Genomic DNA, 20914 nt, shown 5'->3' with positions numbered 1-20914 from the left:
GGCCGCCCGGCGCGGATCAGCGACCGGCCCCCGCATGGTCGTCGAGATCGGCGTCGGACGCGTGGAACCCGGCGGACTGCGCACCCGCGATCGGCGTCGTCCCGGTGGCCGCGGACGACATGGATGCCGCGGGACCGGCCGGAGCGGCCTGGGCGACATCGACCGTCCGGCGCAACGGCGCTTCCCTGATGAACAGGACACAGACGAGTCCGACGACGGCGATGGCCGCCGTGATGAGGAAGATCAGGGCCGTACTGTCGCCGTACGCTGCCCGTACGATCTCGGCGATCGGGGCCGGCAGGTCGACCAGGTCGAGCGATCCGCCCGCCGCACCACCACTGACCGGGATCCCGGCCGCAGTGAGCCCCTCGGTGGTCCGATCCTCCACCTGGGTCCCGAGGATGGCTCCCAGGACGGCGACGCCGGCCGCCCCGCCCATGGAGCGGAAGAAGGCGACGGACGCACTGGCCGTGCCGATGTCCCTGACCGCCACGGTGTTCTGCACCGCCAGGACGAGGTTCTGGAGCAGGAGTCCGAGGCCCAGACCGAAGACGAACGTGTAGACGCCCACGACCCACAGATCTGTCAGGTGGTCGATGGTCCCGGCCAGACCGAGACCCACGATGAGGAAGAGCGAGCCGGCGATCAGGAACCGCTTCCACTTGCCGAACCGGGTCACGAGCAATCCCGCGCCGATGGACCCGATGAGGTTCCCGGCAATCATCGGCAGTGTGAGGAGCCCGGCCTCGGTGGGCGTCGCGCCGCGTGCCACCTGGTAGTACTGGCCGAGGTAGCTCGAGCTGGCGAACATGGCGACGCCGACCGTGATCGACGCGATGATGGCCAGGGCCGTGGTGCGCTGGGAGATGATCTTCAGCGGGATGATCGGCTCCGTCGCCTTCGACTCGACGACGAGGAGGAGCGCGAGCAGGACGACACTGCCGCCGACCATGAGGGCGCTCTCACGGGAGAACCAGTCGTAGTAGCCCTCCTTCCCCGCGAAGGAGACCCAGATGAGGAGCAGGCTGACTCCTGCCGTCAGCAGGATCGATCCGAGCCAGTCGATGCTGGCCTTCCGGCGCGTATCGGGAAGCTTCAGCGTGACCTGCAGCAGCACCAGGGCGATGATCGCGAGCGGCACGCAGACGAAGAACGTCCAGCGCCAACCGAGGGGCGAGTCCACGATGAAGCCGCCGAGAAGCGGCCCACCGGCCGTCGCCACAGCCATGACGCCACCCATGTAGCCCGAGTACCGGCCGCGCTCCCGCGGGGCGATGATGGTACCGATGATCGCCTGCGCCAGGGCAGTCAGGCCGCCCATCGCGATTCCCTGGACGACCCGGGCCGCGAGAAGCAGAGGAATGGTCTGGGCGAGCCCCGCCAGGACCGAACCGGCCACGAAGATCACGATGCTGAGCTGCACCAGGACCTTCTTGTCGAACAGGTCGGCGAACTTGCCCCAGATGGGAGTGGTCGCCGCATTGGCCAGCAGCGCAGCCGTGATGACCCACGCGAAGTCCGTCTGCGAGCCGTTGAGGTCGCTCATGATGGTCGGAAGGGCGTTCGCGACGATCGTGCTGCTGAGGATTGCCGTGAACAGAGCCGCGAGCAGGCCGGTGAGTGCCTGCAGGATCTGCTGATGGGTCATGGGCCCGTCGGCCCCGGGCTGCGGCGTCGGCCGCCGCTGGGAGACTCCTGCTGCTGCCTTCTCGGCGGGGTGGGTGGCCATCGACGTTCTTCCTTACCGATCCTGGACGTGGGTGCGGGTCATGACGGCCAGACTCCCGGTCCTCATAATTGTTGCTCGGAGTAACGATACGCTCACCGTTTCGTTAGGTCAACTAACTAAACCGTCGTCCCTCACCGAAGAAATCGACCTTCCCGAGTCAAACCGCGCCGGACGGTCGCCCGAAGCTTGCGGCTGCACCCGATAGCCTGCTAGGCCTGAGGTATCAGGCGGGTAGACCACCTGTCGAGGAGTGCCCGAACCTGGGCCGCGAAGGAGGACGTCCGCGATGACGCGCAGTGAACCCCGTGTGAACGAAGTCGACGAGAAGGACATCGAGGTCTCGAAGCGACCCAAGGACTGGGCTGCCGGACTGCCGGGTGTCTACCACTCCATGAAGCCCGCGATCGAGCACATGGGCGTGAAGCGCACCCTGCAGACCGTCCTCAAGATGAACCACAAGGACGGCTTCGACTGCCCGAGCTGCGCCTGGCCCGACCCCGGCAAGCGCAAGACCTTCGAGTTCTGCGAGAACGGCGCCAAGGCCGTCACCTGGGAAGCAGCGCCCGTGGTGATCGACTCGGACTTCTGGGCCGAGAACTCGATCAGCGACCTCCGCGAGCGCTCCGAGTACTGGCTGGGCATGCAGGGACGGCTCGTGGAGCCCGTGTACAAGCCTGCCGGTGAGGACCACTACCGGCCCGTGAGCTGGGACGAGGCCTTCGAGATCGTCGGGAACAAGCTCAAGAGCCTGGATGCACCGAACGACGCCGCCTTCTACACGAGTGGCCGTACCTCGAACGAGGCCGCCTTCCTGTACCAGCTGTTCGTCCGCGGCTTCGGCACCAACAATCTCCCCGACTGTTCCAACATGTGCCACGAGTCCTCCGGCTGGGCGATGGGCCAGACCATCGGCATCGGCAAGGCGACGGTCACGTTCGACGACTACGCCGATGCGGACCTCATCATCGTGATGGGCCAGAACCCGGGCACGAACCACCCGCGCATGCTCACCGAGCTGGAGGCGTGCAAGGAGACCGGCGGCCAGATCGTCGCCGTGAACCCGCTGCCCGAAGCCGGGCTGAAGCGCTACAAGAACCCGCAGAAGGTCAAGGGTGTGGCGGGCAAGGGCACCGAGATCGCCGACCAGTTCCTCCAGGTCCGGCTCGGCGGCGACATGGCCCTGCTGCAGGCCGTGTCCAAGCGTGTGTTCGAGGCCGAGGCGAAGAACCCCGGCACGGTCCTGGATCATGCCTTCCTCGAGGAGCACTGCGAGGGCCTCGACGAGCTCCGCGACTACCTCATGAAGCTCGACGACGCCACGGTCATCGAGGCGACCGGTCTCCGGATCGAGGAGATCGACGAGCTGGCTGCCCGCTACCTCGCGGCCGACAAGGTGATCATCACCTGGGCCATGGGGATCACGCAGCAGAAGAAGGGCGTCGCCACGATCAAGGAGATCATCAACCTCCTGCTGCTGCGCGGCAACATCGGCAAGCGCGGCGCCGGTGCGTCCCCCATCCGCGGCCACAGCAACGTGCAGGGCGACCGCACCATGGGCATCTGGGAGCAGATGCCGGAGACCTTCATGGACGCCCTCGGCAAGGAGTTCGGCTTCGAACCGCCCCGCGAGCACGGCGTCGATGCGGTCGAGTCCATCCGCCGCATGCGCGACGGGCAGGTCAAGGTGCTCGTGGCACTCGGCGGCAACCTCGTCTCGGCGATCTCCGACACGCAGGTGGCGGAGAAGGCCTTCGAGAACACCGACATGACGGTGCAGATCTCCATCAAGCTCAACCGCTCCCACCTCATCACCGGCAAGGAGGCGCTCATCCTCCCCTGCAAGGGCCGCACGGAGATCGACCGCCAGGCGACGGGTGAGCAGTTCGTCTCCGTCGAGGACACCGTCTGCGCCGTCCACCCCTCCTGGGGCAGCGTGGAACCCGTCTCCGACAACCTGCTCTCCGAACCCGCGATCATCAGCCGTCTCGCGCGCGCCACCATCGACGGCAGGATCAACGCCGACTGGGAAGGCTTCGAGAAGGACTACGACCTCATCCGCGAGCACATCGCCCACGTGGTCGAAGGCTGTGAGGACTACAACCAGAAGATCCGCCGGGAAGGCGGCTTCATCATGGCGAACGGACCGCGCGACTCGCGGACGTTCAACACGCCCACCGGCAAGGCCGTCCTCACCGTCAACGACCTCGAGTACCTCGAGCGTCCGGAAGGCACGCTGATCCTGCAGTCGCTGCGCTCCCACGACCAGTGGAACACCACCATCTACGGTCACAACGACCGCTACCGCGGCATCAAGAAGGGCCGCCACGTGGTGTTCATCAACCCCGAGGACATCACCGAACTGGGCCTGGAGGACGGCCAGAACGTCGACATCCACGGCGTGTACGACGACGGTGTGCAGCGCGTGCTCCGCGCCTTCCGCGTCGTCTCGTACCCGACGGCGCGCGGCTGCGCCGCCGCGTACTACCCGGAGGCCAACGTGCTGGTCCCGCTCGACGAGGTCGCGGAGGGCAGCAACACCCCGCGGTCGAAGCAGATCATCGTCCGCTTCGAGAAGAGCACCCATACAGCACCGGCGTCCCACGACCACGTCGCGACCGCGCAGACGCACGACGTCGAACCGGACGGTTTCCCGACCAACGGTACGACGACGCCTGCGAAGACGGTGGCGAACGCCTGACCGCTGCCGCCTGACAGATGCAGAACCGAAGACCCCCGGCTACGGCCGGGGGTCTTCTGTTCTGTCCGGGCCGTTCACGGGGCCGGATCGGTCGTAGGACCATCGGCCCTGTCCGAACCCCATCCGGGACCCTAGCCTGATGCCTACGTGCGACGGAGCCGCCCTCGTGCACTCCCGCACCGAGGTGCCCACCGGGGGATACAAGGAGATCGGCCATGGACGTTCTTGACGGCATCCGGGATGCGGTCCGGTTCTTCTTCTGGACCTTCGCCTTCGTCGCGTACCTGATGGTCCTGTTCCCGATCATCGGCGATCTGTTCCGCGACCGCGAGCTCGGCGGCTTCGCCACAGCGGTCTGGCTGCTCTTCCTCCTGTTCGTTCCCTTCATCATGGCGCTCGTCTACGTGATGATTCGCGGCAGGGCGGCGTCCCTTTCCGAGAGCGGATCGATCGCGGCGGACGACTACGCCTCACTCAGGGAGAAGGCACTCCACTGACGACTCGCCCTACACCCCGCCCAGCGACGGGCAACCCCCGTCACCCACCGACTACCAGGAGGACCCGCAGTGACCACCACCGAAACCCCAGCAGTCGACGACGAGACTCTCGTCGCCCCGATCGACTTCGTCCTTCTCGAATTCTCGGCCGATCGCCTCACCGGTGACGCCGCCCCCGCGCTCATGGACCTCGTGGACCGCGGAGTAATCCGCCTCTTCGACCTCCTGATCATCCGCAAGGCGGAGGACGGGACGGTCGACATCGTCGAGTTCTCCGACCCCCTCTCGGAGCGAGGAGGGTTCTCGACCTTCGCCGGGGCATCCTCCGGGATCCTGGACCAGGAGGACATCCGGCAGGCGACGGAAGCCATGACGCCCGGCACGGTGGCTGCGCTCATCGTCTACGAGAACACGTGGGCCGCACGGTTCGTGGCCGCTGTCCGCGCCAGTGGTGGCGAGCTGATCGCCAGCGCACGGATCCCCGCCACCGACCTCATCGAGGCGCTCAATGCGCTCGACGAAACCACCTGAGGAGAGCACGCCATGCCAGGTCTATTGCGCGGGGTAGCCCGCACCGCCGTCGTCGCCGGCACCGCCACCGCGGTAAGCGGACGGGTGCAGCGCCGACAGGCAGCCAAGTTCGCCGGCCGCGATGCGCACATCGCCGCCGACCGTAGCCGGGCCTACGAACAGGACATGGCCGGCCAGGCGGCGGAGCCGGAATCCGCTCCGCCAACACCCGCCGCGCAGGAGCCGCACCAGGACATGATCACCCAGCTCCGGGAGCTGGCAGCACTGAAGGCGGACGGCATCCTCACCGACGAGGAGTTCGCAGCACAGAAGGCCAAGCTCCTCGGCTGACGGCGGCGGGTGACGATGATCCCTGCGACGAGGATCAATGCGTAGACGGCCTCCTCGGATACGAAGCCGGTGCCGATCCTCGGGCCGTCCGCTTCGGCCACTTCTGACTCAGTCATGGCCAGAGGATACGTCACGCCGTCGTGCCTGCATCCAGCCCTACGGCACTGTCGCGCGCCTCGTCGGAACCTCGCTCACCGATGCACTGTGGGCGTCCGCGGTGGAGATGGTTCGAGGGGATCACCCCCCGCGGTTGACCCGCAGACCGACTGCCGCATGTTTCCTCCGACCCGGCATCGGCGCAGATAGACTGCACCGGTCGCGACGACCGGAAGGAGCGGACGCTGTGAAGGAGAAGCCGGCCATGCCGCGCTCGGGGCAGCACACCCCACAACCCATCGAGCAGCCGGACGAGCAGCAGATCCAGCAGCGCCACGTCCTGCGTGTCCTCGTGGCCGCGCAGGTCCTCGGCGGGCTCGGGGCCGGGGCCACGCTCTCCCTCGGGGCGCTGCTCGCCGCGGAGACCTCCGGATCGAGTGCATGGTCCGGGATGGCCGCCACCATGGCCACGCTGGGCGCTGCCGCTGCGGCCGTGCCCCTGGCGTCGCTCGCTCAGCGCAGGGGACGCAGGATCTCCCTGGCCACGGGCGCCGTCGTGTCCGGAATCGGCGCACTGCTGGCCATTGTCGCGGCATCACTCGCCGCGTTCCCCCTGCTGCTCCTCGCGCTGGCGCTCCTGGGTGTGGGATCAGCCACGGGACTGCAGGCACGCTTTGCCGCCACCGACCTCGCCACCGAAGGGACCCGCGGGCGGAGCCTCGCCCTCGTCGTGTGGTCGACGACCATCGGCGCGGTGCTGGGACCGAATCTCTTCGAACCCGGTGCGGCGGTCGCACTGGTACTGGGTATCCCGCCGCTCAGCGGCGGTTTCGTCTTCTCCGCAGCGGCGCAGATCGGCGCGGCTACGGTCTACGCAGTGGGACTCCGACCCGACCCGCTCCTGACGGCACTCGCCCGGCAGGAGGCCACCCGATCCGCCGGCAGCGCACCGCCGGAGCACCGGAACGGCCTGCGCATCCTGGCCGAGAACTCCACAGCCCGCTTCGCAGTGGTGACCATCGCGGTGAGCCACGCCGCCATGGTCTCGCTCATGGCCATGACCCCGGTGCACCTCCACGACCACGGCGCCGGGCTGTCCGTCGTCGGGCTGACGATCAGCCTGCACGTGGCCGGTATGTACGCGCTGTCGCCCGTGTTCGGGTGGATCGCGGACCGCTTCGGGAAGACGCAGGGGATCCTGTGCGGTCAGGTCCTCCTGATCCTGGCCCTCGTGACGGCATGGCGTGGATCGGAGTCCGAGGGCTGGGTGACCACGAGCCTGGTGCTGCTCGGCCTCGGCTGGTCGGCCTGCGTGGTCTCGGCGTCGGCGCTCCTCACCGGTTCGGTGGGAGCGGCGGAACGGGCGCCTGTGCAGGGCACGTCCGACCTCCTGATGAATGCAGCCGGAGCCCTCGGCGGAGCCCTCGCGGGCCCCGCCCTCGTGCTGCTCGGCTACGCGGGTCTCGGCCTGGCCTCCGCGGTGCTCGTCGCCGTCGTCGTGGCCTGGACCCTCACCCGCCTAGCGTCGACGCGGCGCGGTGAACCCGCGCCGGCGTGACGGACGCTGACGGACGCTGACGGACGCTGACGGCGCTGACGGACGCTGACGGACGCTGACGGCGCTGACGGGCGCGGCGAGCGCGCGCCGCGCCCGCCGCCGCGGGCGTTACTGGGCCGTACCCGTCCAGCCCTTCTGCTCCTCGGTCTGCTCGTCCTTCTCGATGACGGTCAGCACCGTCTTCACGGCTTTCTCGATCGCCGCGTCCGTCTCGGCGCGCCCGTTCGTGGTGACCGTCCCCGCGGCATAGCCGACCATGAAGGCACTGATCGTCCCGGCGTCGGTCGTCAGCATGCGCGAGGTACGGTCCGCGAGCTCCACGATCCTGGCGTGATCCAGTTCGAGGTCGAGGACCTGAAGGGCCTGGCCGAGCGTGCGGCTCCAGTCGTTGAGGGTGCGCTGTTCGTCGTCGGGCGTTGCCATGGTGTCTCCTCGGTTCGGGGCGGTCGTGGCTGCCTGCGATCGGCTGCGCCTACCAAGCTCTATCACCGGCGCCGCTGCCGTTCAACGCCGACACCGCGATCCCCTGCTTTCCTTGACTTCACCCGCGTTCGGAGATGTACTGCACAGACGACCGGTGACACGATTCACCAGTTGCCTTGTTCAGGACCACCTCGACGGAGAGGAACCTCCCCGCATGACCATCCCCCCTTCGACCCGGACCGGGCGTACGCGCCTCGCCGCGGCCCTCGGAGCCACCGTGCTCCTGGCCGGCAGTACCGGAGTCGCCGCGATCGCAGCGCCGGCTCCGGAAGGTACGACGCCGGTCACCACCAAGAAGGCTCCCCCGGCGACTGCTCCCGACTTCGGGCCCAATGTGACGATCTTCGATCCGAGCATGCCCGTCAGCGAGATCCAGGCCGCCGTGGACGCCGTCAACGCCCGGCAGATCGACAACGAGATGGGCACCGAGCGCGAAGCCCTCCTCTTCCTGCCGGGCACGTACGGTACGGATGCCCAACCCCTGCAGTTCAAGGTCGGCTACTACACGGAGGTCGCCGGCCTCGGCGCATCCCCCTCGGACGTGACGATCAACGGCAAGATCGAGGTCTACAACCGCTGCCTCGAGGACAACGGCACCAGCAACTGCATCGCGCTCAACAACTTCTGGCGCACCCTCTCGAACCTCACGCTCGAGATCAACGGCGCAGGCCAGGACGGCTGCCGCTCGACGGCGAACTTCTGGGCCGTATCCCAGGCCGTCTCGCTCCGGCGCGTCAACGTCACCGGTGGCACGCTCTCGTTGATGGACTACTGCACCGCAGGCCCGCAGTACGCGAGCGGCGGTTACCTCGCCGACTCGAAGGCCGGCGACATCGTCAACGGTTCGCAGCAGCAGTGGTTCACCCGCAATGCGGAGATCGGCAGCTGGTCCAACGGCGTCTGGAACGCCGTGTTCTCCGGCACCGAAGGCGCCCCCACGGACGGGTCCTTCCCCTCTCCTCCCTACACGACCCTCGACCGCACGCTGGTCAGCCGCGAGAAGCCCTACCTCTTCGCCGACGGGTCCGGTGCCTACAACGTGCGTGTGCCCGCCGCTCAGACCGAGTCGCGCGGCATCTCCTGGGGCGACGGACTGACGGCCGGGCGCACCATCGCGCTGTCCGAGTTCTTCGTGGCACGCCCGGGCGACTCCGTCCAGGCCATCAACAACGCCCTCGTCCGCGGCAAGCACCTCCTCCTGACCCCGGGCGTCTACGACATCGGCACGACCATCGCGGTGAAGCGTGCCGACACGGTGGTGCTCGGCCTCGGTCACGCGACCCTCACCGCCGTCGACGGCGCCATCCCGATGCGCGTCGCAGACGTGCCCGGCGTCGTCATCGCCGGCGTCACGATCGACGGCGGCACCGTGAACTCGCCGATCCTGCTGCAGGTGGGGACGAAGAACGGCAACAACGGGGCCAAGCACAGCGATCCGTCGAACCCGACGACGCTGAGCGACGTCTACTTCCGGATCGGCGGCCCGCACGTGGGCAAGGCCGATGTGAGCCTCGAGATCAACAGCGACCACGTGCTGATCGACCACACCTGGGTGTGGCGGGCGGATCACGGCAACGAGGGATCGTTCGGCTGGGACGTCAGCACCGGCCGGAACGGCGTGATCGTCAACGGTGACGACGTCACCGCGACGGGCCTCTTCGTGGAGCACTACCAGGAGTACAACGTCATCTGGAACGGGGAGAGGGGTCGCACGGTCTTCTTCCAGAACGAGCTCCCCTACGATCCACCCAACCAGGCCGCCTGGCAGCACGACGGCGTTCTCGGCTGGGCCGGCTACAAGGTGGCCGACGACGTCGAGACCCACACCCTGTGGGGCGGCGGCTCGTACGTCTTCACGAACGTGGACCCGAGCATCCACGCCACCCGCGGATTCGAGGTGCCGGAGACTCCCGGCGTGGTGCTCAACCACCTCCTGACCGTGAACCTCGGGGCGGGCACGATCGACCACGTGGTCAACAACACCGGCGCTCCGGTCAGCAACGACAACACCGGGACGCCGAGCTACGTGGTGCGGTACCCGGCTCAGTAGTGCGGACTGCGCATTTCTCGTGTGGGCGGCGCCGTAGACCTGGTGCGGGCCGCGCCGTGAATCCGGCGCGGTCTGCGCTGTAGGCCGGCGCGGTCCACACCGTAGGCCGGCAGGGTCAGGAAGGGCTGGAGCGGATCGATTGCTCCGGCCCTTCCTGCATGTGGTGGTGCGATACAACGGCATCTTTAGCTGATGCTCGAGGTGGCGGTGCACCCGCGCCGGGTTGCCGACCTAGGTGGGCCCGCATCCCGGTGCCGCACGAGCTGGTGCACCCAGGACTGCAGTCAGCCCGACTCCCGCTCCACGAGCCGCAACCCGTCACCCGGATGCTCGGGCTTCTCCACCGCCCCGTCGAGATCCGCCAGGACGAGAGCCGCGAGATAGCGTGCCTGCACCTCGATGGACTGCGCGACGGTCGTGAGCGGAGGCGCTGCCAGTGCCGCCGCGGGGACGTCGTCGACCCCGACCACGCTGACGTCGCCGGGACAGGACAGCCCCTCGGCGCGCAGACCGGCGAGCACGGCGAGCGCGACGTCGTCGTTGTAGGCAGCCACACCGGCGACCCCCTGGTCCCGCCAGGCACGGGCAGCGGCGGCCGCGGCGGCGACGTCGAGCGCGACGGGTCGGACGGACGGCTCCGGAAGGTTGAGGTCAGCACAGGCACGCTGCACACCGAGCAGGCGATCCCTCGCGAAGTCCTCGATCCGCGGATCGGTGGGCCATGCGTAGCCGAGACGCTCGGCCCCACGCCCGACGAGGTGCTGTGCCTGCAGGGCGCCGATGGCGAGCTGGGTGTCCGACGGCCGGGCCCGGTCGGCCTGATGCTCCTCACCGAGGGTCCCGAGCACCTGGATGCCGGCCTGCCGCATCATGCGGAGGTCCTCGTCGGGGAAGGGTGCAAAACCGATCACCGCCCGCGGGGTGACGGCACGCCACAGCTCGGCGAGCGGACGGGTCCCCCGCCCGTGATGCACGAGGACGGACAGCCCGCGGCCGGACAGTTCGTCGGCGAGTTCGTCCAGCAGGGTCTCGATCACCGGACCCACGGGCCAGTCGGGCAGGAGGCACAGCACGAGGTCGCTGCGACCCGTGCGGAGGGCGCGGGCCGCAGCCGACGGCGCATAGCCGAGCCGCGACGCGGTCTCCCGCACACGGCGTCGGGTCTCCTCGGAGATGGTGACGCCCTGCCGACCGGTAAGGACATAGCTGACGGTCGTCCGTGACACCCCGCTCTCACGGGCCACGTCAGCGCTGGTGATCCCGGCCACCGATTCCCCTTCCCGCACCCGATTCCTGCCTGCCAGTCTAGGTGCGACCCTGCTCCGCAAGTCCCCCGGAGCGCACCGCCCGCGGCGTCGTCCCGCACCACCGGCGGACGCACCGCGTGAGGGCGGACTGTTCGGACAGTCCCACGAGGGCGGCGACCTGCTGCAGCGGCAGATCCGTCCGGGTGAGCAGCCGCAGCGCCGCATCGCGGCGGGCGTCGTCGAGCAGGGACTCGAAGGACGTGCCCTCCGCGGCGAGCCGGCGCTGGAGGGTCCGGGCATGCATACCGAGGAGCCGCGCCGCGGAGTCGATGCGCGGGGGCGATGTGCCCAGCATGCGGTCGATCGTGTTGCGGACCTGCGGAGCGACCACCCGCCCCGGCTCGGGGAAGTGGGTGTGCAGGTAGTCGAGGGCGATCTCCCGCAGCGTCCCGTCCACCCCGGCGAGCGGGCGGTCGAGCAGGCTCCTCGGCACGCGCAGGAGGGACGCGGCCTGGCCGAACCGCACCTCCGCCCCGAAGAACTCCGTGTACCGTGCGGCGGGCGCCTTCGGCAGGTGCGAGAGATGGACCGAGTGCAGGCCGTACGGCCCGTCCACCAGAAAGCGGATCATGCGGTGCGAGAACGCGAGAATCGCGTCGATGGCCTGCCGCGGCGGAGCACCCTCGGAGGATCCGTAGCAGAGACCGACGTCGCCCGGCCGCCCCTCGGGGTCCGCGACGATGGTGAACCGCAGCACCGGACTGTGGAGGAACAGGAACTGGGATGCGCACTCCAGGGCCGCGCCGACGGTCGGTGAGTTCTGGATGGCCACCGCGAGCGGGCCGAGGATGCCGATGTCCTGGTACTCCGAGATCCGCAGGCCGAGGTCCGGGCAGGGCAGGGAACGGGCGGCACCCTCCAGGAGTTTCGCCATCGCGATGTCGGAGACGAGGACGTCGTCGCTGTCGATCGCCTCCAGCGGCACGCGGTACTGCGCCGCGAGCGCAGCGGCGTCGCCCCCGAACTGCTCGACGACGTCGCGGAAGCCGCGCATGCCGGCCGAACGGATGACGGATCCCATGTCGTCCAAGGGTAAATACCTGTCGCACGAAGTCAAGTTCGACGGGCGATCGCCGGGAACAATGAGAGGTACGTGAAGCACGGGAAGAATGGGAACAATGGACTCCAGCATCGAACACCTCGACGTCGTCATCGTGGGCGCCGGCCTGTCCGGCATCGGCGCCGCCTACCGGGTCGCGACGGAACTGCCGGGGAAGAGCTTCGCCGTCCTCGAGGCCCGCGGCGCGATCGGCGGCACGTGGGACCTCTTCCGCTACCCGGGCGTGCGGTCCGACAGCGACATGTTCACGCTCGGCTACCCGTTCCGCCCCTGGACGGAGGCCAAGGCGATCGCGGACGGCTCGTCCATCCTGCAGTACATCCGCGACACCGCCGAGGAACCCCGCATCCGGGACAGCCTCCGCTTCTCCACGAAGCTGGTCGGCGCCGCCTGGTCCTCGGAGGACGCCCGGTGGACCCTCGACCTGGACGTCACGGTCGACGACGGCACCGATCCCGTTACGACGGAACGACGCCGGCTCACGTGCGGTTTCCTCTATCTCTGCAGCGGGTACTACAACTACGACCGCGGCCACGAGCCGACCTTCCCCGGCGTCGAGGCCTTCCAGGGCGAGATCGTGCGGCCCCAGTTCTGGCCGGAGGACCTGGACTACACCGGCAAGCGCGTCGTCGTGATCGGCAGCGGAGCCACCGCCGTCACCCTCGTCCCGTCCATGGCGAAGGACGCCGCCCACGTGACGATGCTGCAGCGCTCCCCCACCTACATCACGGCGGTGCCGAGCCGCGACAGGTTCTCCGACGCCGCGCGCCGCCACCTGCCCGCCGGGATCGCGCACCATGTGGCGCGAGCCAAGAACGTGCTGTTCACGCAGGCGTTCTACCAGTTGTGCCGGCGCCGCCCGGAGATCGCGAAGAAGCTCATCCGCACCCAGACCGCGCGGATCCTCGGTGACGAGTCGACGGTCGCGGAGCACTTCACGCCCGCCTATAACCCCTGGGACCAGCGCCTGTGCGTGGCTCCCAGCGCGGATTTCTTCAAGGCCATGAAGCAGGGCTCGGCGTCCGTCATCACGGACACCATCGACACGTTCACGTCCCACGGCATCCGCCTGGCGTCGGGGCAGGAACTCGATGCCGACGTCGTCGTCACCGCCACCGGACTCTCGATGCTGCCGCTGGGAGGCGCGACGTTCACCGTCGACGGCGTCCCCGTGAACCTCGGCGACTCGTGGGTGTACCGGGGGCTGATGGTCAGCGGCGTCCCGAACCTCGCCCTGTGCGTCGGCTACACGAACGCCTCGTGGACGCTGCGGGCGGACCTCAGCTCCCGGTACGTGTGCCGCCTCATCCGGTACATGGACCGCCATGGTCACCGCTCCGCCGCGCCGGCCGTCAACGGGCCCATGAAGGCACGGCCCATCCTGGACCTGACCTCCGGCTACGTGCAGCGCGCCGTCTCGGCGTTCCCCAAGCAGGGCGACCGGCAGCCGTGGACCATGCGGCAGAACTACCTGCTCGACGCCCCCACCGCTCTGCACGGCAGCCTCGCGAAGAACATGGTCTTCGACGCCCCCACCCCGCCGGCCACCCCGGCACCCGACCTCCAGGAGATCCACGCGTGAGCATCCAACCCTTCCAGTTCGCCGGATCCACGGCCGTCGTCACCGGCGCGGCCGCAGGCATGGGCGAGCACCTCGCCCGCGGCCTCGCCGAGCGGGGCAGCACACTGCTGCTCGTGGACCGCGACACGGACCGGCTCGACGCCGTCGCCGCCTCCATCCGCTCCACCTACCCGGGCAGCAGCGTCACGACGTTCACCGCCGATCTCGCCGACCGCGGCGCCGTCGAGCGCCTCGCGACCGACCTGCTCGCCGCCACCGACCGCGTGGACCTGCTCGTCAACAACGCCGGGGTGGCCCTCGCGGGACGCTTCGACCAGATCAGCATGGACGACTTCGACTGGGTGATGGCCATCAACTTCACCGCGCCCGTGCTGCTCACGCACCGGCTGCTCCCGCGGATCGCGCCCGGCGGGCACATTCTCAACGTCTCGAGCCTGTTCGGCCTCGTGGGACCGAAGGGCCAGACCGCCTACTCCGCCAGCAAGTTCGCGCTGCGCGGGTTCACGGAGGCCCTCCGCAACGAGCTGCTCCCCCGCGGGATCGGCACCACCAGCGTGCACCCCGGCGGCATCCGGACGAACATCGCCCTCAACGCACGGATCGGCGGGAGCCTCAGCGACTCCGACGTGGTCCGCGCGAAGGACGAGTTCAACAAACTCCTCACCTTCCCCGCCGACCGCGCCGCCGAGTTGATGCTCGAGGCGGTCAAGGCCCGGAAGGCCCGGCTGCTGATCGGCCTCAGCGCGAAACTGCCCGACGTCGTCGCCCGCGTGGCACCGATGTCCTTCGGTACCCTCGAGCGCCGCGTCACAGGCCTCGCGCGCCTCGTCGGCAAGGCACGTCGATGAGCGGCGGACAGCCCGGCGCGGGTTCGGCCACCGGGACCGCACCGTCGAGGACGTCCGCGTCGGAGACTGCACCGTCGGGGACGTCCGCGTCGGAAACCGTCCCGTCAGAGACCGTCCCGTCCAGGACGTCCCCAGCGGCGGGCGGCCCAGGGCGCGCCTCGGTGGGCACGCTGGGAAGCACCCCGGAGAGCACCCTGGAGAGCACCTCCGGGAGCGACGACGGCTACCTGCGGGTGAATGGTGTCCGCGTGCGGTATCGCGACGCCGGCGCCCGGGAGATGCCGCCCGTACTGCTGCTGCACGGGATCGGCCGCAGCCTCGAGGACTGGGAGGGGCTCTACGGGCGCCTCGCCCCGGACCACCGGGTCATCAGCGTGGATCTGCCCGGCTTCGGCCTGTCCGAGCGCACGGCAGGCCGGTACTCGATGGAGTCCTTGGCACGCTTCGTGATCGCGGCGCTCGACGTCCTCGGGGAACACCGGCCGCTGCACGTGGTGGGCAACTCGCTCGGCGGTGCGGTCGCCATGAAGATCAGCACCATCGAGCCGCAGCGCGTGCGGAGCCTGGTGCTCGCGAACAGTGCCGGTTTCGGCAAGGAGGTGACGATCGCGCTCCGCCTGCTCGCAGTCCGGCCGCTCGGCCGCCACCTCATGAAGGACAAGTCCCGCAAGGCCGCCTACCGGACGGAGCGCGCCCTGTTCTACGACAAGCGGTTCGTCACGGAGGAACGGCTCGACCACGCGCAGGAGGTGGGCCGGAACCCGGCGTACGACGACGTGCTGCTCGCCGTCGCCCGCCACCTCGGCACCGTCCGCGGCGTACGCCGTCGGTGGCGGACCGAGCTCCTCCGCACGGTCGCCGCCCAGCACAAACCCACCCTCCTGGTGTGGGGCGACGAGGACCGCATCCTGCCGGCATCGCACCTCGAGCACGCCCGGACGGTGTTCCCGCACGCCGAGGTCCGCCTGTTCGAGAAGTGCGGCCACATGCCCCAGATCGAGCGGGAGGACGAGTTCGACGCCCTCGTCCGGACGTTCGTCCACCAGGTCGAGGCGCAGGGGTAGGGGCGCGCCCCGTCGGCGGACCTGCCCGTCCGGTGTCCCCCTCCAGTGGGCCGCGTCGCCCGAGTCCCAGGGACTGCGCCCGTGATGGACGGACCTGCCCATCAGGCGTCCGCCTCCAGTGGGCATAGACGCACATGCACAGCGGACGGCCGCGTCCGGTGGGCGGATCCGGTCGGAATCGATGGGGCGCCATCCCCTTACTCGCGCCCGGACCGCGTGGTGGAATGAACCATGGCACGGGTCATCTTCTATACCGCCACCACACTGAACGGCTTCATCGCGGACGAGCAGAACTCGCTGGAGTGGCTGTTCGCCGTCGAGCCCCCTCCCCCGGAGCAGCACGAGCGCTTCTTCGACAGCGTGGGGGTGCTGGTGGAGGGGTCGACGACGTACGAGTGGGTGCTGGACTTCGAGCGGCTGGTGGACGAGCCGATGAAATGGGGTGCGCTGTACGGCGACCGCCCCACGTTCGTGTTCACCAGCAGGGAGCTGCCGGTTCCGGAGGGCGCGGACGTGCGGTTCGTGTCAGGGGACGTCCGGCCGGTGTTCGAGCGGCTGCGCGACGCGGCGGGGTCGCGGGACATCTGGGTGGTCGGGGGCGGTGATCTCGCGGGGCAGTTCCTCGCCGCCGGCCTGCTCGACGAGATCCGGATTGCCGTCGCTCCGGTCGCGCTCGTGGGGGGAGCGCCGCTGCTGCCCCTTCGGGTCGAATCGGATCGGTTGCAGCTGCGATCCGTCGAGCAGCAGGGGCAGTTCGCCGTCCTGACCTACGATGTCGCAACGGAGAACCGCTAGGCCGCCTGCACTCAGCGGCGGTTGCGTCGTGTCGCGGCGCGGAGCTGGATGATCCGGACCGCCCCGATGAGCGCCACCACGGCGCCGCCACCGAAGGGCTCCGCAGCTCGTCAGCCCCGGTCCGCACCCGGGACGTAGGTCTCCTGCCACCGCCCCAGTTCCTCGAAGAACTGTGATCTGGCCGGCTCCGGGGAGAGCGCAAGGTCGTGGATACCGCCCGCGATGCGCACGAGGGTGACGTGCCTGCCGAGCTTCGGCGCCCGGCCGGCGATGTGCGCGACGTCGAGCACCACATCGGTGGACGAGATGCGTTCGGGCTCCGTCGCGGGATTCGAGGTGGCGTCCGAGCACGCGACGAATACGGGGCAGTCGATCGCGAGTCCCCGGTTCAGCTCGGCGTGACCGCGGCGGATGGCACGCAGCCAGCCGGCGACGACGGGGAACCCGGTGTGGGGTTTCCACGCCAGATCGTAGTCCCACTCCCCGCCCGACTCCCGGTGCAGGTACCGGCCGTACGCGGTACCGAGCTTCCCGACCACGACGCGCGGCCTGAGTGTACCGAGGCGGTGGACCGCCGCAGTGCCGAGGGTGCGCTGGAACAGGCTCGCGTTGAGGTCGAACCAGGGGCTGTTGAGGGCGACGGCGTCCACGACGCCCTGCCCGCGGCGGCGGTGCGCCCACAGCGTCGTGACCAGGCCACCCGTGGAGTGGCCCATGACCACGAGGACGTCATGGCCCTCCTCCTCGCGGATGATGCGTGCCGCCTCGTCGAGCTCCTCGTCGTACGCCTCGAGCGACGTGATGTAGTTCGGCGTCTGGTGCTCCCCCAGGGACCGCCCGTACTTCCGGAGATCCAGTGCATAGAAGTCGAACCCGGCCTCCAGCCAGGCGTCGGCGAGGTGCGTCTGGAAGAAGTAGTCGACGAACCCGTGCACGTAGAGCACGGCCCGCCGCGAGCCGGCGGGGAGGCTGCGGCGCACGAGCGTCGCGACGACATCGCCCTCCTCATCCGGGCGCAGCGCCAGTGTCCGCACCTCGTAACCCGCCCCGAGAATGTCCCCGCGGTAGGTGTCCTGCTGTTCCGTCTCGGTCGTCATCGTGATCCTCGTGGGTCTGTTCCTGCCGGACGACCGCCGGCACAGTGCGGGCGGCCGTTCGCGGACACTTGTCGCCGGGGTCACCCCGGCGTCACCAGTGTGTCATCCGTCACCGATAGGCTGGCGCCACCGCACCACCAACAGGAGCTGATTCCACGTGTCACTATCGTCCATCAGGGGGCATCGCCGCATCGCCGCGGCTGTTGCCGCCGGCTGCATCGCAACCCTCGGACTCGCGCCCGCCGCATCCGCCGCACCCGGCGGAGCCAAGGGTCCCAAGGACGCCACGACCACGATCACGGTCATGGGCACCAGCGACGTGCACGGCTACGTCGAGAACTGGGACTACTTCACCAACGCCGAGTACGACGACGCGGCACACAACGACGTCGGACTCGCCAAGATCTCCACGCTGGTCAACCAGGTGCGGGCGGACCGCGGTGAGGAATCGACCCTCCTCATCGACAACGGCGACATCCTCCAGGGCACGTCCCTGACGGATTACTTCGCCAACGTCGAACCCGTGTCCGAGACCGGCGAGACCCACCCGGTGGCGGCTGCGATGAACGCCATCGGCTACGACTCCACCACGCTCGGCAACCACGAGTTCAACTACGGCCTGCCCCTCCTGCGCACCTTCGAGGAGCAACTGGACTTCCCCCTCCTCGGCGCCAATGTCAAGGACTGGGACACGGGCGAGGACGCTTTCACGCCGTACGTCCTCAAGACCGTCAAGCTCAAGGGGCAGAAGCCCCTCCGGATCGGCATCCTGGGGCTGACCACGCCCGGCAGCGCGATCTGGGACAAGAACACCGTCGACGGCGAACTCCGCTTCGAGGGGCTGGTGGAGCAGGCGCAGAAGTACGTGCCGGAGATGAAGGCGGCGGGCGCCGACGTCGTCGTCGTGAGCTCGCATTCCGGCCCCTCCGGCACGTCCTCCTACGGGGACGCCCTGCCGGTCGAGAACGCCTCCACGCTGATCGCGGAGCAGGTCCCCGGGATCGATGCGATCCTCGCCGGTCACGAGCACCAGGAGATCCCGGAGCGGTTCGTCACGAACACGCAGACCGGGGAGCAGGTGCTGCTGACCGAACCGAAGAACTGGGGCATGCGGCTCTCGGTCATGGACTTCGAACTGACCAAGGTGCACGGCCAGTGGGACGTCACGTCGGCCGGCTCAGAGCTGCTGAACGCCAACACCGTTCCCGCGGATCCGGTTATCTCCTCGATCGTGGCCGACCAGCACCAGCGCGTCATCGACTACGTGAACACCGCCATCGGCACCACGACGCAGACCATGTCCGCCGCGGATTCACGCTTCCGCGACACCGCCGTCATGGACTTCGTGAACACGGTGCAGGCCGAGGCGGTGGACAAGGCGCTCGACGGGACTCCGAACGCCGATCTCCCGGTGCTCTCGATCGTGGCACCGTTCAACCGTGCCGCCGTGATCCCCGAAGGGCCCGTCACCATCCGTGACATGGCGGGCCTGTACGTCTTCCCGAACACCCTGTTCGGGGTCGAACTGACGGGTGCCCAGGTCAAGGACTACCTCGAGTACTCGGCGAAGTACTTCAACCAGACCGCTCCCGGCACCACCGTGGACCCGGCGACACTGACCAACGCGGCAGGCACCCCGGACTACAACTACGACATGATGTCCGGCGTCTCCTACGACATCGACATCAGCAAGCCCGTCGGTCAGCGCATCGTGAACCTCAGCTACGACGGGGAGCCCATCGATCCGGAGCAGCGCTTCGCCGTGGCCACGAACAACTACCGGCAGTCCGGCGGCGGCAACTTCCCGCACATCGCCACGGCTCCGGTCCTGGTGGAACAGACCACGGAGATCCGGCAGCTGCTGATCGACTACCTGATCGCCGAAGGCACCATCGACCCGGCAGCCTTCTTCGAGGAGAACTGGAAGCTCACCCGCAACGGCGAGCCGGTCTTCGACTAGCCCCTCGACGGAGCCCGGGGTTTCCCGGGCTGTGTCCGCAGCAGGACGCGAACCCTATGGTCCGCGTCCTGCTGCGGTTCGGCCTACATTGTCATCATGAGCACCGACAGGACCATGGACAGGCCCCGCGACGCCGGCAGGGGCGACCAGACGGACGACGGCACCGGCGCGAGTGACCAGACGGCCGGTTTCACCGGCGCGAGTGACCAGACGGGCGACGGCACCGGCATGAGCACGGGCGACGGCACCGGCGCACCGATCGCCATCACGACGGCGACCGTTGCCGACGCCGCACAGCTCGCCGCGGTCGCGGCCGTCACCTTTCCCCTGGCATGTCCGGCCGACTCGCTCCCCGAGGACATCGCGCGGCACATCGCGACCCAGCTCTCCGCGGAACGCTTCGCCGCGTACATCGAATCGCCCCGGCACACCATCCTCTGCCTCCGTGCGGGCGATCGCATCGGTGGCTGGAGCATGGTGGTGCTGGATCAGCCCACCGACCCGGACGTCCTCGCCGCCCTCTCGATCTCACCGACCGTGGAGCTCAGCAAGTTCTACGTCCACCCCGACCACCACGGGCGCGGTGCGGCGGCGGCCCTGATGCGGCGGACCCTCGACCTCGCCGCCGGATCCGGACTGCCCGGGGTCTGGCTCGGTGTGAACCAGGAGAACGCGCGGGCCCTCCGGTTCTACACCAAGCATGGTTTCCGGCGCGTCGGGAGCAAACGATTCCTGCTCGGTGACCGCTTCGAGGACGACTACATCCTGGAACAGGCGCTTCCCGGCGAGCCAGGACAGGCAGGCTAGGCGACGGTGAGCTCGCCCATCCGACCCCAGCCCTCGGCGCCGATCCGCTCGCTGATGATCTCCGGCGTCTCCACGAGTGCCTGCGGCATGTCGAGCATCGCCTGGGAGAAGTGCGCGCTGCTCACGTGTGCCTCCGCGGCGTCGTCCTGGAACGCCTCGACGAGCACGAACTGGTGGGGGTCCTCGACGCTGCGGGACCAGTCGAACCAAAGGTTGCCCGGTTCCCGGCGCGTCGCCTCCGTGAAGTCGCGCGTCAGGTCGATCCAGCGATCACTCCACTCGGGCTTCACGGTGAACTTGACGACGATGAAAATCATGGGATTACGCCTTCCTGGTGGATGCTCGGTATTTCTCCAACCTATACAGTCCCCTTCCGGGCCGCATGCCGCCCTGCCTCGTGTGCAGGAGGAGTCGGGTGCAGG

The 20914-nt window shown here is 68.9% G+C and carries 18 protein-coding genes; 12 read left to right on the top strand and 6 right to left on the bottom strand.

Annotated features, from left to right (window positions below):
* Positions 1-16: 16 nt before the first annotated feature.
* The gene (locus ACX80F_RS11810) at positions 17-1729 is read right to left on the bottom strand and encodes an MFS transporter (protein WP_459336590.1); all 1713 of its coding nucleotides are present in this window, start codon (positions 1727-1729) and stop codon (positions 17-19) included.
* A 286-nt stretch (positions 1730-2015) separates the two neighbouring features.
* Between ACX80F_RS11810 and ACX80F_RS11805 the strand changes: the two genes are divergently transcribed.
* The 5 genes from ACX80F_RS11805 to ACX80F_RS11785 all read left to right on the top strand — a co-directional run bounded on the left by ACX80F_RS11805 (position 2016) and on the right by ACX80F_RS11785 (position 7439).
* Positions 2016-4427, top strand: a complete 2412-nt coding sequence (locus ACX80F_RS11805; protein ID WP_459336589.1) for an FdhF/YdeP family oxidoreductase — start codon at positions 2016-2018, stop codon at positions 4425-4427.
* A gap of 215 nt (positions 4428-4642) precedes the next feature.
* Positions 4643-4924, top strand: coding sequence for a hypothetical protein (locus ACX80F_RS11800; RefSeq protein WP_459336588.1), 282 nt, complete (start codon positions 4643-4645; stop codon positions 4922-4924).
* Between the two features lie 69 nt (positions 4925-4993).
* Positions 4994-5455, top strand: coding sequence for a DUF6325 family protein (locus ACX80F_RS11795; protein WP_459336587.1), 462 nt, complete (start codon positions 4994-4996; stop codon positions 5453-5455).
* Positions 5456-5467: 12 nt separating this feature from the next.
* Positions 5468-5785, top strand: coding sequence for an SHOCT domain-containing protein (locus tag ACX80F_RS11790; RefSeq protein ID WP_459336586.1), 318 nt, complete (start codon positions 5468-5470; stop codon positions 5783-5785).
* A 343-nt stretch (positions 5786-6128) separates the two neighbouring features.
* On the top strand, positions 6129-7439 hold the full coding sequence (locus ACX80F_RS11785; protein ID WP_459336585.1) for an MFS transporter: 1311 nt from the start codon (positions 6129-6131) through the stop codon (positions 7437-7439).
* 108 nt (positions 7440-7547) lie between these two features.
* Here the strand turns inward: ACX80F_RS11785 and ACX80F_RS11780 are convergent, their stop codons facing one another.
* Positions 7548-7862, bottom strand: coding sequence for a DUF6457 domain-containing protein (locus ACX80F_RS11780; protein ID WP_459336584.1), 315 nt, complete (start codon positions 7860-7862; stop codon positions 7548-7550).
* 214 nt (positions 7863-8076) lie between these two features.
* Between ACX80F_RS11780 and ACX80F_RS11775 the strand changes: the two genes are divergently transcribed.
* Positions 8077-9972 (top strand): adenylyl cyclase, encoded by a 1896-nt coding sequence (locus ACX80F_RS11775; RefSeq protein WP_459336583.1) that lies wholly within the window; start codon positions 8077-8079, stop codon positions 9970-9972.
* A 284-nt stretch (positions 9973-10256) separates the two neighbouring features.
* On the opposite strand, the gene ACX80F_RS11770 is transcribed toward ACX80F_RS11775, so the two are convergent.
* Together ACX80F_RS11770 and ACX80F_RS11765 are read right to left on the bottom strand one after the other, a co-directional pair.
* Positions 10257-11240 (bottom strand): LacI family DNA-binding transcriptional regulator, encoded by a 984-nt coding sequence (locus ACX80F_RS11770; RefSeq protein ID WP_459336582.1) that lies wholly within the window; start codon positions 11238-11240, stop codon positions 10257-10259.
* Between the two features lie 37 nt (positions 11241-11277).
* Positions 11278-12300 (bottom strand): AraC family transcriptional regulator, encoded by a 1023-nt coding sequence (locus ACX80F_RS11765; RefSeq protein ID WP_459336581.1) that lies wholly within the window; start codon positions 12298-12300, stop codon positions 11278-11280.
* Between the two features lie 97 nt (positions 12301-12397).
* Between ACX80F_RS11765 and ACX80F_RS11760 the strand changes: the two genes are divergently transcribed.
* The 4 genes from ACX80F_RS11760 (at position 12398) to ACX80F_RS11745 (ending at position 16628) form a co-directional block, all read left to right on the top strand.
* Positions 12398-13921 (top strand): flavin-containing monooxygenase, encoded by a 1524-nt coding sequence (locus ACX80F_RS11760; RefSeq protein ID WP_459336580.1) that lies wholly within the window; start codon positions 12398-12400, stop codon positions 13919-13921.
* Positions 13918-14769 carry an SDR family NAD(P)-dependent oxidoreductase gene (locus ACX80F_RS11755; protein ID WP_459336579.1) on the top strand — a complete coding sequence of 284 codons (852 nt, stop codon included), beginning with the start codon at positions 13918-13920 and terminating at the stop codon, positions 14767-14769. The genes ACX80F_RS11760 and ACX80F_RS11755 overlap by 4 nt, the downstream gene beginning before the upstream one ends.
* Positions 14766-15833: an alpha/beta fold hydrolase gene (locus tag ACX80F_RS11750; RefSeq protein ID WP_459336578.1), complete on the top strand. Its 1068-nt coding sequence runs from the start codon at positions 14766-14768 to the stop codon at positions 15831-15833. The genes ACX80F_RS11755 and ACX80F_RS11750 overlap by 4 nt, the downstream gene beginning before the upstream one ends.
* Positions 15834-16064: 231 nt before the next feature.
* Positions 16065-16628, top strand: a complete 564-nt coding sequence (locus tag ACX80F_RS11745) for a dihydrofolate reductase family protein (protein WP_459336577.1) — start codon at positions 16065-16067, stop codon at positions 16626-16628.
* Positions 16629-16738: 110 nt separating this feature from the next.
* On the opposite strand, the gene ACX80F_RS11740 is transcribed toward ACX80F_RS11745, so the two are convergent.
* On the bottom strand, positions 16739-17725 hold the full coding sequence (locus tag ACX80F_RS11740) for an alpha/beta hydrolase (RefSeq protein WP_459336576.1): 987 nt from the start codon (positions 17723-17725) through the stop codon (positions 16739-16741).
* A gap of 157 nt (positions 17726-17882) precedes the next feature.
* On the opposite strand from ACX80F_RS11740, the gene ACX80F_RS11735 reads away from it, so the two are divergent.
* Both ACX80F_RS11735 and ACX80F_RS11730 read left to right on the top strand, forming a co-directional pair.
* Entirely contained in the window at positions 17883-19685 is a 1803-nt protein-coding gene (locus ACX80F_RS11735; RefSeq protein ID WP_459336575.1) for a bifunctional metallophosphatase/5'-nucleotidase, read from the top strand.
* Between the two features lie 96 nt (positions 19686-19781).
* Complete coding sequence (locus ACX80F_RS11730; protein WP_459336574.1) at positions 19782-20492, top strand: GNAT family N-acetyltransferase; 711 nt, start codon at positions 19782-19784, stop codon at positions 20490-20492.
* Here ACX80F_RS11730 and ACX80F_RS11725 read toward each other — a convergent pair.
* Positions 20489-20809: a putative quinol monooxygenase gene (locus ACX80F_RS11725; protein ID WP_459336573.1), complete on the bottom strand. Its 321-nt coding sequence runs from the start codon at positions 20807-20809 to the stop codon at positions 20489-20491. The genes ACX80F_RS11730 and ACX80F_RS11725 overlap by 4 nt on opposite strands.
* Positions 20810-20914 lie beyond the last annotated feature (105 nt).

This window comes from Arthrobacter sp. TMS2-4, assembly GCF_054511075.1.
The sequence above is the reverse complement of the archived record's forward strand: the minus strand, read 5'-3'. Positions and strand labels throughout refer to the sequence as shown.